Source organism: Collimonas sp. GW821-FHT02H07 (genome assembly GCF_059421505.1).
Map to the genome: position 1 here is coordinate 53,665 of NZ_JBWKVC010000016.1, position 13,926 is coordinate 67,590.

The window sequence follows — 13,926 nt, forward strand, 5'->3', positions numbered from 1 at the left end:
TTTATCTGCTTAAGTGCGGTCTTTTTGCTACAAATGTAACGAATTGTGTGCTACTGCCTTGCCTGACGCCAATTCGAAGGGGGCTGCCCGGTGGAGAAATTACTGCGCCAGGGGTTGATGTCCAGGCCGCCGCGGCGGGTATAGCGGGCGTATACAGACAGTTTTTGCGGCGCACAGTTGCGCATGATGTCCATAAAAATGCGTTCCACGCATTGCTCATGGAATTCGTTATGGTCGCGGAAGCTGATCAGGTAGCGCAGCAGGCTTTCCTGGTCGATGGCCGCGCCGACATAGTGGATCTGCACGCTGCCCCAATCCGGCTGGCCGGTCACCAGGCAATTCGATTTCAGCAGATGCGAGACCAGCGTTTCTTCAATGACAATCTTGTTCGGATCCGTCTTCAGCAGCGAGGGATTCGGCTGGTATTCGTCGACTTCGATATCCAGCCGGTCCAGCAGCAAGCCCTGCGGTTCTTGTATTTTTTGGCTGGCAAAGGCATCGGCCGTGGTCAGCGTGACGTGCACCGGCGCGCCGAAGCCGGCCGACAAATCGTTGCGCAACAACTGCAGCAAGGCATCGGCATCGGCCAGCTTGGTTTGATTGAAGGAGTTCAGGTATAGCTTGAACGACTTCGACTCGACGATATTCGGGGAATCGGCCGGCACGGTAAACGTGGCGATGGCAACCTGGGGTTTGCCGCGTGCGTTAAGCCAGGACACTTCATACGCATTCCAGATGTCGACGCCGAAAAAAGGCAAGGTGCCGCTGACGCCGATTTCGTCGCGCTTGCCCTGGCGGGCGATCGGAAATAGCAGTGAAGGCTGGTACTGCGTCTGGTAGGCGGCGGGTTTGCCGAGCGGCGAGGCGTCGGGTGTATTTGGTGTGGTCATGGCTTTTGCTTGTACTTAAAAGCAGTATTTTGCCAGATAAGCATGATGTTCCTGATATGAGCCGCTTAATTGCTGGTATTTGCGCTTGTCAGAAACCATGATGCCCGCTTGCGGCCTTGCGCCGCAAGCGAGTCGTGCAACTTAGCCGAGGAACAGCTTGTAGACCGGATTGCTGCTCTCGTCCCAATAACGATAGCCGAGGCTGGAAAGGAAAGTACGGAACGCTTTCATTTCCTTTTTCGGCACCTGCAGGCCGACCAGGATACGGCCGACATCGCCGCCCTGGCTGCGGTAATGGAACAGGCTGATGTTCCAGTTGGGCGCCATCGAATCTAAAAAGCGCATCAGCGCGCCCGGCCGCTCGGGAAATTCAAAGCGGTACAGCAATTCGTCCTGCGCCAGTGCGCTCTTGCCGCCCACCAGGTGGCGTACGTGGACCTTGGCCAGTTCGTCATGGGTCAGGTCGAGCGTATCGAAGCCGTGCTTCTCGAAGTTCCTGGCGATCTGGCTGGCTTCGTCGCGGCTCGACGTCTGCACGCCGACAAACACGTGGGCGGTTTTTTCATCGCTGATGCGGTAGTTGAATTCGGTGACGTTGCGCGGCCCGACCAGCTCGCAGAAACGGCGGAAACTGCCGCGCTGTTCCGGGATGGTGACGGCGAACACCGCTTCGCGCAACTGGCCGATATCGGCCATTTCCGCGACAAAGCGCAAGCGGTCGAAATTCATGTTGGCGCCGGAGGCGATGGTGACCAGGGTCTGGTTCTTGATGGCCTTGCGCGTGCCCTTGACGCGTTCGACATAGGCTTTGGCGCCGGCCACCGCCAGTGCGCCGGAAGGTTCAAGAATGCTGCGGGTGTCCTGGAACACATCCTTGATCGCGGTGCAAACCGCATCGGTATCGACCAGGATCACTTCATCGACATACAGGCGCGCCAGGCGGAAGGTTTCTTCGCCCACCAGCTTGACCGCGGTGCCGTCGGCGAACAGGCCGACATCCGGCAGCGTCACGCGGCGGCCGGCCTTCAGGCTGCGCGCCATGGCGTCGGAATCGGTGGTTTGCACGCCGATGATCTTGATCTCGGGGCGCACCGCCTTGACATAGGCGGCGATGCCGGCGATCAGGCCGCCGCCGCCGATCGGCACGAAGATCGCATGGATGGGGCCGGCGTGCTGGCGCAGGATTTCCATGCCGATGGTGCCCTGGCCGGCGATCACGTAAGGATCGTCGAAAGGATGGACGAAGGTCAGCTTGAGCTTTTTCTCCAGCGTCAGCGCGTGGTTATAGGCATCGGTATAGGAATCGCCGAACAAGACCACTTCGCCGCCGCGCGCCTTGACGCCGTCGATCTTGATCTGCGGCGTGGTCTTCGGCATCACGATGACCGCGCGGCAGCCGAGCTTGGCGGCGGACTGCGCCAGGCCCTGGGCATGGTTGCCGGCCGATGCGCAGATGATGCCGCGCTTGAGCTGCGCCGGCGTCAGGCTGGCGGCCTTGTTGTAGGCGCCGCGCAATTTGAAGCTGAACACGCTTTGCATATCCTCGCGCTTGAAATAAATCTGGTTTTCAATTCGCTGCGAGAGCGTTGTCGCCAGTTCAAGCGGGGTTTCGACCGCGACGTCGTAGACGCGGGCGGTGAGGATTTTTTGCAAATAGTCTGTGGTCATGTCGTTAGTCAGTGGTGGGTGAAACGTGGTCGGCAACAGGATCAGGCTGCGGGAAACAGCCGGTCATTATAATGGAGGGCTTTTTCAGCGCCACCAGGTTTTCTCGGCCGCACCGCAATCCGTCTCATTTCGAGCCGCCATGCGTGGCCGGTCTGCCGTCTTTATGAATTGCTTTTATGATCGAATCCGCCGTTTTATGGCTGCTCAAGACCCTGGCCGTGCCCAGCGTCGGCCTGACTTCCGTTTTTATCATCAGCTTCGTCGCCGCCACCTTGCTGCCGCTGGGCTCAGAGCCGGCGGTGTTCGCCGTGGTCAAAGCCAATGGCGCGCTGTTCTGGCCGGTGATCTTCGTCGCCACGCTGGGCAACACCTTGGGCGGGGCGGTCGATTACTGGATGGGCTACGGCGCCAAGCAGGCGTTCGCGCGCGAGCGCGGCAGCAGCTGGTTCGGCTGGCTGGAACGCTATGGCGCGAAAACCATGCTCCTGGCCTGGGTGCCGGGCGTCGGCGATCCGATCTGCACCCTCGGCGGCTGGCTCAAGCTGCCGTTCTGGCCCTCGCTCATGTACATGGCGATCGGCAAATTCCTGCGCTACATCCTGGTGGTCTGGCTGCTGCTGAATGTGCCTGACGGCTTCTGGCGCGAGGTCGCGAGCTGGCTGGCGTGAGCTGAAAATAAGCCGTGTTTTTTGCAGTGCGCTACGATCAATTTCCCTGAATCAACGCTGGTTTGCATGTTTCTTTGAAATTCGTTTGGATCAGATAACTATCAAATTATGGAAATTAATTGTATTAATTAATTTCATATGAATAGGCTATAAGTCAACCGAATGTTGTAGTCTGTATCTTGCACTGCACAAATCGACTGCTTGCCGTCGCGAACGGGCGCAATCAGCTAAAATGCTGATTCAGCAGCAGTAGCCAACTTCTCAAGACCAATGAACGCCCCAGTCAAAATCCAGGCATTATTGTCAGATGCGCCACAAGGCGCCACCCCTACGCGATTGCGCGAGATCCCCTATAACTACACCTCGTTTTCCGATCGCGAGATCGTGATTCGTCTGTTAGGCGAAGCGTCCTGGCGCTTGCTCGACGAATTGCGTGGCAAACGCCAGACCGGCCGCTCCGCCCGCATGCTGTATGAAGTGCTGGGCGATATCTGGGTGGTGCGCCGCAATCCGTATTTGCAGGACGACATGCTGGACAATCCCAAGCGTCGCCAAGCCCTGATTGACGCGCTGCATCATCGCCTCAGCGAAGTCGACAAGCGGCGCATCGTCACCGACCAGGCCGACAGCGGCGACGCCGTCAACGATGAAGAAGCGAAGAAGCGCAGCGAGAATGTCGAAGCGCTGCTGGCTGCCGCCCGCAAGGCGATTGCCGCTTTCGCCGACGAATTCCGCCAGACCTACGATTTGCGCAAGCGCGCCAACAAGATCCTGGGCCGCTATACCGCCAAGGACAACATCAAGTTCGACGGCCTGTCGCGCGTTTCGCACGTGACCGACGCCACCGACTGGCGCGTCGAGTATCCGTTCGTGGTGCTGACGCCGGACGGCGAAGACGAGATGGCCGGTCTGGTCAAGGGCTGCATCGAACTCGGCCTGACCATCATCCCGCGCGGCGGCGGCACCGGCTATACCGGCGGCGCGATTCCGCTGACGCCTTTGTCGGCAGTCATCAACACTGAAAAACTGGAGCAGCTGGGCGCGGTCGAAATGGCGGTCCTGCCAGGGCTGGATAAAGAGTACGCCACGATTTATTCGGGCGCAGGCGTGGTCACCAAGCGCGTTTCCGACGCCGCCGAAAAGGCCGGCTTCGTGTTCGCGGTCGATCCGACCTCGGCCGAAGCGTCCTGCGTCGGCGGCAACATCGCCATGAACGCCGGCGGCAAGAAAGCCGTGTTGTGGGGCACTGCGCTCGACAACCTGGCAAGCTGGCGCATGGTCGACCCGAACGGCGACTGGCTTGACGTCACCCGTCTCGACCACAACCTCGGCAAGATCCACGACACGCCGCTGGCGCGCTTCCAGCTGGAATGGCGCCATCCGGCCGAAAAAGGCCGGCCAAGCGAAAAGCCGTTCAAGACCGAGATCCTGGAAATCGCCGGGCGCGTGTTCCGCAAGGAAGGCCTGGGCAAGGACGTCACCGATAAATTCCTGGCGGGTTTGCCTGGCATTCAAAAAGAAGGCTGCGACGGTTTGATCACCTCCGGGCGCTGGATCCTGCACAAGATGCCTAAGCACACGCGCACGGTCTGCCTGGAATTCTTCGGCCAGGCGCGCGATGCGATTCCATCGATCGTCGAGATCAAGGATTTCCTCGATGCCGAGACCCTGAAGGGCGGGGCGATCCTGGCCGGCCTGGAGCATCTGGACGAGCGCTATCTGCGCGCAGTCGGCTACACCACCAAATCGAAGCGGGGCGTACTGCCCAAGATGGCCCTCTTCGGCGATATCGTCGGCGATGATGAAAACGCGGTAGCGCAAGCGGCCTCGGAAGTGGTGCGCATGGCCAACAACCGCGTCGGCGAAGGTTTTGTCGCGGTGAGCCCGGAAGCACGCAAGAAATTCTGGCTGGACCGCGCCCGCACGGCCGCCATCGCCAAGCACACCAACGCCTTCAAGATCAATGAAGACGTGGTGATTCCGCTCAACCGCATGGGCGAATACACTGACGGCATCGAGCGCATCAATATCGAACTGTCGGCCAAGAACAAGCTGCAGCTGCTGGACGAGCTGCGCGAATTCCTGCTCAAGGGCAATCTGCCGCTGGGCAAGGGCGACGACGCCGACGGCGACGATATTCCCGCCGCCGAAATCCTGGAAGACCGCGTGCACCAGGCCGAGCAGCTGCTCGACAACGTGCAGGCGCGCTGGACCTATCTGCTGGAACACCTGGATACGCCGCTGCAGGAGGCCAAGCCGCAATTGTTCGCGCTCGGCCTGGAAAAACTCGACCTCGTGTTCGAGCAGCGCCTGCTGCAGCAGCCGGACGCCAGCGTGTTCGACGTAGTGCAGGACCGCACCATCCGCGTTTCCTGGAAACAGGAAGTGCGGGCTCTGCTGCGGCAGATCTTCAACGGCGCTTCCTTCAAGCTGATCCTCGACGAGTGCAGCGCGGTGCACAAGCGCGTCTTGCGCGGCCGCGTGTTCGTCGCCTTGCACATGCATGCGGGCGACGGCAACGTCCATACCAATTTGCCGGTCAATTCCGACCACTACGAAATGCTGCAGGATGCGCACGCCGCGGTGGCGCGCATCATGACCCTGGCGCGTTCGCTGGACGGCGTGATTTCGGGCGAGCACGGCATCGGCATCACCAAGCTGGAATTCCTGACCGAAGACGAGATCAAGGATTTCCGCAGCTACAAGCTGCGCGTCGATCCGGAAGGCCGCTTCAACAAGGGCAAGCTGTTGAACCTGCCCGGCTTCGAAGCCGATCTCAGCAATGCCTATACGCCGTCGTTCGGCCTGATGGGGCACGAATCGCTGATCATGCAGCAAAGCGATATCGGCGACATCGCCAACAGCGTCAAGGACTGCCTGCGCTGCGGCAAGTGCAAGCCGGTGTGCGCCACCCATGTGCCGCGCGCCAACCTGCTGTACTCGCCGCGCAACAAGATCCTGGCCACTTCGCTGTTGGTGGAAGCCTTCCTGTACGAAGAGCAGACCCGGCGCGGCATCTCGATCAAGCATTGGGAAGAATTCGAAGACGTAGCCGACCATTGCACCGTCTGCCACAAATGCGTGACGCCATGCCCGGTCGATATCGATTTCGGCAACGTCTCGATGAACATGCGCAACCTGCTGCGCAAGATGAACAAGAAATCGTTCAATCCCGGCACTACGGCCGCGATGTTCTTCCTCAACGCGACCGATCCGGCCACCATCAACATGACGCGCAAGGTCATGACCGACTGGGGTTTCAAGGCGCAGCGCTTCGGCAACGACATGCTGAAGAAATTCGCCAAGAAGCAGACCAAGAAGCCGCCTGCGACCGTCGGCAAGGCGCCGATCAAAGAGCAGGTGATCCACTTTATCAACAAGAAGATGCCGGGCAACCTGCCGAAGAAGACCGCGCGCGCCTTGCTGGATATCGAAGACGACAAGATCGTGCCGATCATCCGCGATCCGAAGAGCACCACCGCCGATACCGAAGCCGTGTTTTATTTCCCGGGCTGCGGTTCGGAGCGGCTGTTCTCTCAGGTGGGCCTGGCGACGCAAGCCATGCTGTGGCAGGTCGGCGTGCAAACCGTGCTGCCGCCGGGCTACCTGTGCTGCGGTTATCCGCAGCGTGGCTCGGGCGACTACGATAAGGCCGAAAAGATCATCACCGACAACCGCGTGCTGTTCCATCGCATGGCCAATACCCTGAACTATCTCGACATCAAGACCGTGATCGTTTCCTGCGGCACTTGCTACGATCAGCTGCAGGGCTACCAGTTCGACAAGATCTTCCCGGGCTGCCGCATCATCGATATCCACGAATACCTGCTGGAGAAGAATCTCAAGCTGGAAGGCGTCAGCGGCACGCGCTATATGTACCACGACCCTTGCCATAGCCCGATGAAGCTGCAGGATCCGATGAAGACGGTCAATGCACTAATTACGACAGACAACGGCGCCAAGATCGAAAAGAACGAGCGCTGCTGCGGCGAGTCGGGCACCTTCGGCGTCAGCCGTCCGGATGTCTCGACGCAGGTGCGCTTCCGCAAGGAAGAGGAAATGAACAAGGGCGCGGACAAGCTGCGCGCCGACGGTTTTGGCGGCGACGTCAAGATCCTCACTTCCTGCCCGTCCTGCCTGCAGGGTTTGTCGCGCTACAACGACGATTCCGGCACTACCGCCGATTACATCGTGGTGGAGATGGCGCGTCACCTGCTGGGCGAGAACTGGTTGCCTGACTATGTTGCGCGCGCCAACAACGGCGGCATCGAACGGATCCTGGTGTGATCATGAACATGCATTCAGCTGATTGCGAACTGTGCAACGGCGACGGTGGGGAGGTGCTCCATTACGCCAAGCAATTCCGCGTGGTGCTGGTCGATGACGCCTCTTATCCAGGTTTCTGCCGTGTCATCTGGAATGATCACGTCAAGGAAATGACCGACCTGCCGGTGGCCGATCGCAGCACCTTGATGGCCGCGGTCTGCAAGGTGGAATCGATAGTGCGCGCCGTCATGCAGCCGGAGAAAATCAACCTGGCCAGCCTCGGCAACATGACGCCGCACCTGCACTGGCATGTGATTCCGCGCTATGCGGACGATGCGCATTTTCCCAGCCCGGTATGGGCCGAGGCGCAACGGCGGCCGTCGCCATCCACCCTGGAGCAACGGCAGGCATTGCTGGTCGCATTGCGTTCCGCCATCTCCGGGCAGTTTTAATCCTCTCTACAGGCAATCTCCATGACCGGCTCCAAGCAATCAGCCCCGGCGCCCGCGCCGGTGTCCTTCGTAGTACACAAGCAGTCGTGCAAGCTGGAAGTCGCCTTCGACGACGGCGCCGTGTTTTTGCTGCCGTTCGAACTGATGCGCGTGTATTCGCCGTCGGCCGAAGTCAGCGGCCATGGCCCCGGGCAAGAAGTGCTGCAGACCGGCAAGCGCAATGTTGAAATGGCGGCGCTCGATCCGGTCGGCAATTACGCTGTCAAGCCGACCTTTTCCGATGGCCACGTCAGCGGCATCTTTACCTGGGCCTATCTGTACAAGCTGGGCCGTGATCAGGAAGCGATGTGGGAGGATTACCTGCAGCGTCTGGATGCCGCCGGCCATGGCCGCGAGGCCGGGCGCGACCTGCCGATGACCAGCAAGACCGCAGGCGGCCACGGCTGCGCATAAAAAAACGGATTTTGCTTTGGCAAAATCCGCCGGTCTGCCACTCCTTCAGGAGTTGGCCGCACTTCTGGTCTTGATTCCCATCTCCCGCAGCGCATCGGCGATCGCATGCACCGCCTGCTGCATTTCTTCCGCGCCGATCGCGCCTATGCAACCGACGCGGAAAGTCTCGGCCCGTGTCAGCTTGCCCGGGTAGAGAACGAATCCCTTGTCGCGCACCCGATTGTAGAAATCCTTGAATTCATAATTGGCGCTGTTCGGCGCGTGCATCGTCACGATGATCGGCGCCTGGATTTTTGCCGGCAGAAACTGCACCAGTCCCAGCTCGCGCATGCCGGCCATCAGGGTCTCGTAGTTTTTTGTGTAGCGCGCCAGCCGCGCCGGCTGGCCGCCTTCCGCAAAGAATTGATTGAGCGCCTGATGGAAGCCCACCACGATATGTGTCGGCGGGGTGAAGCGCCATTGCGTGGTCTTTTCCATGTAGGCCCATTGATCGTGCAGGTCCAGCGACAAGGAGCGCGAATTGCCGGTGGATTTTTCCAGCACGCATTTGCGCACGATGACAAAACCCATGCCCGGAGGGCCTTCGATGCATTTGCCGCTGGCGGCGATCAATGCGTCGAACGGGATTTTGGCTGCATCGATGGCCAGCGCGCCGAAGGAACTCATGGCGTCGATGATCAGGCTCTTCTTGTGCGCCGCCGCCACCTCGGCGATGTCTGCCAGCGGATTGAGGATGCCGGTGCTGGTTTCGCAATGGATCACGCCGACATGGGTGATGCTGCGATCGTTGCTCAGCACGCGTTCGACGTCGGCGCCGGTGGTCGGCACATCGTCGGCGGTTTCAAATACCGAGACCTGGCGTCCCATCATTTCGACGATCTTGGCCATGCGCTTGCCGTAGGCGCCGTTGATCAGCACCAGCATGTGGCCGTTGCGCGGCAGCAGGGTGTTGATCGCCGCTTCTATCGAAAACGTGCCGCTGCCCTGCATCGGCACGCACACATGGGATTCATGTGCATTGGCGATATCCAGCAGCTGCCGGCGTACCTTGGTGGTGATCGCATTGAAGGAGGCATCCCATGAACCCCAGTCTTGCAGCATGGCGCTCTTGGTGGCGAGCGAGGTGGTCAATGGTCCGGGGGTCAGCAGAATCGGGTCGCGGCTTTGCAGGCTCATGATATTTCCTTTGGTCTGGTGCGGATGTCAGTTGTCGTTTGAGTATGTTCAGGTCTGGCGCCAACTCTGCGTCCTCTTCAGCAGCACGCGTGTGATAGGCGCACACAAAATGCAGGCGGCGGCAAGAGCGGCGTTTCCATTGCGTCGCCACGCTTTTTATTACATCATGTTTTATGTATTTTGTTGACAATCTACACCTTGTTAAATTAAAGTGCAATCACCAACCCGAAAAAAAAGAAATGCCATGACAACCAACCGCACAATGAACACCATCGCCCTGGTCCAGAAAAATTCGCTGCCTTCATTGGTGCAGAAGGAGCTGGAGCGCATGATCCTGGCCGGCGACCTGGTTGCCGGCGACAAGCTCAATGAAGTGTCGCTAGCGGAAATGCTGGGCGTTTCGCGCGGCCCGGTGCGCGAAGCGTTCCGCGCGCTGGAAGAGGCTGGCTTGGTGCAGCAGGAAAAGAATTGCGGCGTCTTCGTGCGCCAGATTTCGGTCGAGGAAGCCGACGAGATCTATGAAGTGAGGGCAGCGCTGGATGAGCTGATCGGCCGCAAGCTGGCCGCCGCCATCAAGCCGGCCCAGGTGCAGGAGCTGCGCACGCTGCTGGAGCGCATGGATGGCATGGTCGCTCTGGGCGATGTCGACGGCTACCTGAAGCTGAACCTGGCCTTCCACGATGCCTTGGTGCAGTTCAGCGCCAACAAGAAGCTGTTGCATACCTACCGCCGCCTGGTCAACGAACTCAATCTGTTCCGCCGTTCGGCGCTGGCGCAAAAGGGCAGCTTGCCGACTTCCACTACCGAACATCACCAGATCGTCGACGCCATCGCCGCCGGCGATGCGCAGGCCGCAGGCGCCATCATGCGCGAACACGCCGAAGCCGGCCGCCATCGCATGCACAAGGCGCAGGAAAAGATGGCCGCCGCAGCGGCAGCCGAACAGATCACCTTGAAGTAACAGGTCCCTCAGACTCACAGCAAAGGCAAGCACATGTCCACTACCAACACCCTTAGCGGCTCTTTCAACGTCAATGGCCGTAGCTATCAAGCGATGCAGCAACCGCTGGTGGTGGTCTGTGTTGACGGCTGCGAGCAGGAATACATCAACCAGGCGATCCAGGCCGGCGTCGCGCCGTTCATGAAAAAAATGGTAGAGCAGGGCACGGTGCTGAGCGCCGATTGCGTGGTGCCCAGTTTCACCAATCCCAACAACCTGTCGATCGTGACTGGCGTGCCGCCGTCGGTGCACGGCATCTGCGGCAACTACTTCTACGATCTGGAAACCAAGCAGGAAGTCATGATGAACGACGCCAAGTACCTGCGCGCCGCCACCATCCTGGCCACCTTCGCCGACGCCGGCGCCAAGGTGGCGGTGATCACCGCCAAGGACAAGCTGCGCGGCCTGCTGGGCCACAAGATGCGCGGCATCTGTTTCTCGGCGGAGAAGGCTGACCAGGCCACGCTTGAGTTGAACGGCATAGCCAATCTGCTGGAGCGGGTCGGCATGCCGCTGCCGTCGGTGTACAGCGCCGACTTGTCGGAGTTCGTGTTCGCCGCCGGCGTCAAGCTGCTGGCGAGCGAACGGCCGGACATCATGTATCTTTCCACCACCGACTACATCCAGCATAAGTACGCGCCAGGTACGCCGGGCGCCAATGCCTTCTACGCCATGATGGATCACTACCTGACCCAGCTCGATGCTTTGGAGGCGGTGATCGGCCTGACCGCTGACCACGGCATGAACGCCAAGACCGACAGCGCCGGCAAGCCGAACGTGATCTATCTGCAGGACGTGCTGGATGCCAAGTTCGGCGCTGAGACCAGCCGCGTCATCCTGCCGATTACCGACCCTTACGTAGTGCACCACGGCGCGCTGGGTTCCTACGCCACGGTGTATCTGCCGGCTGCCGCCAATGCGGCTGAAATCGCCGACCAGATCCGCGCCATTCCCGGCATCGAACTGGTGCTGACGCGCGAGCAGGCGGCCCAGCGTTTCGAGCTGCCGCCGGACCGCATCGGCGACCTGGTGGTGGTGAGCGAGCGCCTGACCGTGATCGGCACCGCCGCCAGCCGGCACGACCTGTCCGAGCTGAAGCTGCCGCTGCGCTCGCACGGCGGCATCTCGGAACAGCGGGTGCCGCTGATGTTCAACCGCAAGCTGAGCGCTGCATTTGCCACATTCGCGGCCGATCACCGGCTGCGCAATTTCGATGTGTTCTATCTAGCCATGAATCATGCACAGCATCATGCAAAATAGGCACGCGCAGTAAGCAAGAAACCACAATCATCGATTGATTCGAGGACATGATGCTGACCGAACTGAGCAAGCTCAAGCAGGGCGAACCTTTACATCAAGACATGCGGATTGCCGGCAAGCTGGTCGGCAACCCGCGCCGCATAGAAATCCGCAACCCCTTCAACGGCGCGCTGGTCGGTTCGGTGCCGAAGGCCACGGTGGACGACATCCGCCATGCGTTCAAGACGGCGCGGGCGTTCCGCTCGCCGCTGACGCGCTTCGAGCGCTCGCGCATCATGCTGCGCACCGCCGAACTGCTGCGCGCCAATACCGATGCCATCTCGGACCTGATCACGGCGGAGGCCGGCCTGTGCAAGAAAGACAGTCTGTACGAAGTCGGCCGCGCCTGCGACGTCTTTGTGTTTGCCGCCAACCAGGCGCTGGTGGACGACGGCCAGGTGTTTTCCTGCGACCTGACGCCGCATGGCAAGCAGCGCAAGGTGTATACGCTGAAGGAGCCGCTGCTGGGCGCCATCTCGGCCATCACGCCATTCAATCATCCGCTCAACCAGGTCGCCCACAAGGTCGCGCCATCCATCGCCACCAACAACCGCATGGTGCTCAAGCCGACGGAAAAGACGCCGCTGTCGGCCTTGCTGCTGGCCGATATCCTGTATGAAGCAGGCTTGCCGCCGGAAATGTTCTCGGTGGTGACCGGCGATCCGGCCGAAATCGCTGACGAGATGCTGATCAATCCGGATGTCGATCTGGTGACGTTTACCGGCGGCGTGCCGGTCGGCAAATACATCGCCGGCAAAGCCGTGTACAAGCGCCAGGTGCTGGAACTGGGCGGCAACGATCCGATCATCGTGATGGAAGATGCCGACCTGGAAGAGGCGGCAACGCTGGCGGTATCCGGCTCCTACAAGAATTCCGGCCAGCGCTGCACCGCCATCAAGCGCATGATCGTGCACCAGGCCGTGGCCGATGAATTCGTCGATCTGCTGGTGCGCAAGACCAAGGCGGTCAAATACGGCAATCCGATGGATCTGCAAAACGATATGGGCACGGTGATCGACGCCCGCTCCGCCAGCGCTTTCGAAGCCAAAGTCAACGACGCCTGCCAGCGCGGCGCCAAGCTCCTGTTCGGCAACCAGCGCGATGGCGCGGTGTATTCGCCGACCGTGCTGGATCACGTGCCGGCCGATTGCCAGCTGGTGGCGGAAGAGACGTTCGGACCGGTATCGCCGGTGATCCGCTGCGCCGATATCGCCGATGCGATCCGCATCTCGAATTCGACGCCGTACGGCTTGTCGTCCTCGGTCTGCACCAACCGCCTCGATTACATCACGCGCTTCGTGCGCGAGCTCGAAGTCGGCAGCATCAATGTCCGTGAAGTCCCGGGCTACCGCCTGGAGCTGACGCCGTTCGGCGGCATCAAGGATTCCGGCCTGGGCTACAAGGAAGGCGTGCAGGAAGCGATGAAGAGCTTCTGCAATACCAAGACCTATTCCTTGCCCTGGAACTGATCGGGCCGCCAACATGCTTACTATCCCGCAAATCTGCGACCTGTTTGAACAGGGCGGCCATGAAATGTACAGCGGCGAGCCGGTCAACCAGCTGCAGCATGCCCTGCAATCGGCGACCCTGGCCGAGCAGGCCGGCGCCACGGACGAACTGGTGTGCGCCGCCTTGCTGCACGATCTCGGCCATCTGCTCAATCCGCAAGGCGAAACGCCGTCGGCGCGCGGCGTCGACGACACCCACCAATATTTTGCCATCCCCTATCTGCGCGGCTTGTTCAGCGCGGCGGTGCTGGAACCGATCCGTCTGCACGTGGACGCCAAGCGCTACCTGTGCGCGACCGACGTCGCCTATTGGGGACGCTTGTCTGAAGATTCCAAGCGCAGCCTGGAATTGCAGGGCGGCGTGTTTTCTGCAGCCGACGCTGCGCAGTTCATTGCCCGGCCGTACGCTGCCGATGCCGTCAGCCTGCGCCTTTGGGACGACCAGGCCAAGGTGGCGGGAATGCAGACGCCCGATCTGCAGCATTTCGCCAGGTTGATGTCGGCCTGTGCTTTTACCGCTGCTTAGTCACTGTTTAATCGTTGCTC

General features: G+C 60.4%; 11 protein-coding genes. 8 read left to right on the forward strand and 3 right to left on the reverse strand.

All coding sequences use genetic code 11. The features are described 5' to 3' along the window. Positions 1-50: 50 nt before the first annotated feature. Positions 51-890, reverse strand: coding sequence for an NADPH-dependent 7-cyano-7-deazaguanine reductase QueF (gene queF / locus AC07V8_RS21450; protein WP_494680139.1), 840 nt, complete (start codon positions 888-890; stop codon positions 51-53). A gap of 141 nt (positions 891-1,031) precedes the next feature. Then, positions 1,032-2,558: a threonine ammonia-lyase, biosynthetic gene (gene ilvA, locus AC07V8_RS21455; protein WP_494680138.1), complete on the reverse strand. Its 1,527-nt coding sequence runs from the start codon at positions 2,556-2,558 to the stop codon at positions 1,032-1,034. 176 nt (positions 2,559-2,734) lie between these two features. On the opposite strand from ilvA, the gene AC07V8_RS21460 reads away from it, so the two are divergent. The 4 genes from AC07V8_RS21460 to AC07V8_RS21475 all read left to right on the forward strand — a co-directional run bounded on the left by AC07V8_RS21460 (position 2,735) and on the right by AC07V8_RS21475 (position 8,397). Then, positions 2,735-3,226, forward strand: a complete 492-nt coding sequence (locus AC07V8_RS21460; protein ID WP_211444425.1) for a YqaA family protein — start codon at positions 2,735-2,737, stop codon at positions 3,224-3,226. 270 nt (positions 3,227-3,496) lie between these two features. Then, positions 3,497-7,513, forward strand: coding sequence for a DUF3683 domain-containing protein (locus AC07V8_RS21465; protein WP_494680137.1), 4,017 nt, complete (start codon positions 3,497-3,499; stop codon positions 7,511-7,513). Between the two features lie 2 nt (positions 7,514-7,515). Continuing rightward, positions 7,516-7,944 (forward strand): HIT family protein, encoded by a 429-nt coding sequence (locus AC07V8_RS21470; RefSeq protein WP_494680136.1) that lies wholly within the window; start codon positions 7,516-7,518, stop codon positions 7,942-7,944. Between the two features lie 21 nt (positions 7,945-7,965). Next, the gene (locus AC07V8_RS21475; protein ID WP_494680135.1) at positions 7,966-8,397 is read left to right on the forward strand and encodes a gamma-butyrobetaine hydroxylase family protein; all 432 of its coding nucleotides are present in this window, start codon (positions 7,966-7,968) and stop codon (positions 8,395-8,397) included. Positions 8,398-8,442: 45 nt separating this feature from the next. Here AC07V8_RS21475 and AC07V8_RS21480 read toward each other — a convergent pair whose 3' ends face one another. After that, positions 8,443-9,573, reverse strand: coding sequence for a 2-aminoethylphosphonate--pyruvate transaminase (locus AC07V8_RS21480; protein ID WP_494680134.1), 1,131 nt, complete (start codon positions 9,571-9,573; stop codon positions 8,443-8,445). A gap of 244 nt (positions 9,574-9,817) precedes the next feature. Between AC07V8_RS21480 and AC07V8_RS21485 the strand changes: the two genes are divergently transcribed. The 4 genes from AC07V8_RS21485 to AC07V8_RS21500 are packed head-to-tail and all read left to right on the forward strand — an operon-like array spanning position 9,818 to position 13,906. Continuing rightward, positions 9,818-10,534, forward strand: a complete 717-nt coding sequence (locus AC07V8_RS21485) for a phosphonate utilization associated transcriptional regulator (protein ID WP_494680133.1) — start codon at positions 9,818-9,820, stop codon at positions 10,532-10,534. Between the two features lie 33 nt (positions 10,535-10,567). Then, positions 10,568-11,833 (forward strand): phosphonoacetate hydrolase, encoded by a 1,266-nt coding sequence (gene phnA / locus AC07V8_RS21490; protein ID WP_494680132.1) that lies wholly within the window; start codon positions 10,568-10,570, stop codon positions 11,831-11,833. 50 nt (positions 11,834-11,883) lie between these two features. Continuing rightward, positions 11,884-13,341 carry a phosphonoacetaldehyde dehydrogenase gene (gene phnY / locus AC07V8_RS21495; protein ID WP_494680168.1) on the forward strand — a complete coding sequence of 486 codons (1,458 nt, stop codon included), beginning with the start codon at positions 11,884-11,886 and terminating at the stop codon, positions 13,339-13,341. 13 nt (positions 13,342-13,354) lie between these two features. Then, complete coding sequence (locus tag AC07V8_RS21500; RefSeq protein ID WP_494680131.1) at positions 13,355-13,906, forward strand: phosphonate degradation HD-domain oxygenase; 552 nt, start codon at positions 13,355-13,357, stop codon at positions 13,904-13,906. Positions 13,907-13,926 lie beyond the last annotated feature (20 nt).

What these genes read in the sequence shown, in the direction of transcription:
- AC07V8_RS21480 (WP_494680134.1), bottom strand. Translation starts at nt 9,573, where the DNA reads ATGAGCCTGCAAAGCCGCGACCCGATTCTGCTGACCCCCGGACCATTG.
- phnY (WP_494680168.1), top strand. Translation starts at nt 11,884, where the DNA reads ATGCTGACCGAACTGAGCAAGCTCAAGCAGGGCGAACCTTTACATCAA.
- phnA (WP_494680132.1), top strand. Translation starts at nt 10,568, where the DNA reads ATGTCCACTACCAACACCCTTAGCGGCTCTTTCAACGTCAATGGCCGT.
- AC07V8_RS21500 (WP_494680131.1), top strand. Translation starts at nt 13,355, where the DNA reads ATGCTTACTATCCCGCAAATCTGCGACCTGTTTGAACAGGGCGGCCAT.
- AC07V8_RS21465 (WP_494680137.1), top strand. Translation starts at nt 3,497, where the DNA reads ATGAACGCCCCAGTCAAAATCCAGGCATTATTGTCAGATGCGCCACAA.
- queF (WP_494680139.1), bottom strand. Translation starts at nt 890, where the DNA reads ATGACCACACCAAATACACCCGACGCCTCGCCGCTCGGCAAACCCGCC.
- AC07V8_RS21470 (WP_494680136.1), top strand. Translation starts at nt 7,516, where the DNA reads ATGAACATGCATTCAGCTGATTGCGAACTGTGCAACGGCGACGGTGGG.
- AC07V8_RS21485 (WP_494680133.1), top strand. Translation starts at nt 9,818, where the DNA reads ATGACAACCAACCGCACAATGAACACCATCGCCCTGGTCCAGAAAAAT.
- ilvA (WP_494680138.1), bottom strand. Translation starts at nt 2,558, where the DNA reads ATGACCACAGACTATTTGCAAAAAATCCTCACCGCCCGCGTCTACGAC.
- AC07V8_RS21460 (WP_211444425.1), top strand. Translation starts at nt 2,735, where the DNA reads ATGATCGAATCCGCCGTTTTATGGCTGCTCAAGACCCTGGCCGTGCCC.
- AC07V8_RS21475 (WP_494680135.1), top strand. Translation starts at nt 7,966, where the DNA reads ATGACCGGCTCCAAGCAATCAGCCCCGGCGCCCGCGCCGGTGTCCTTC.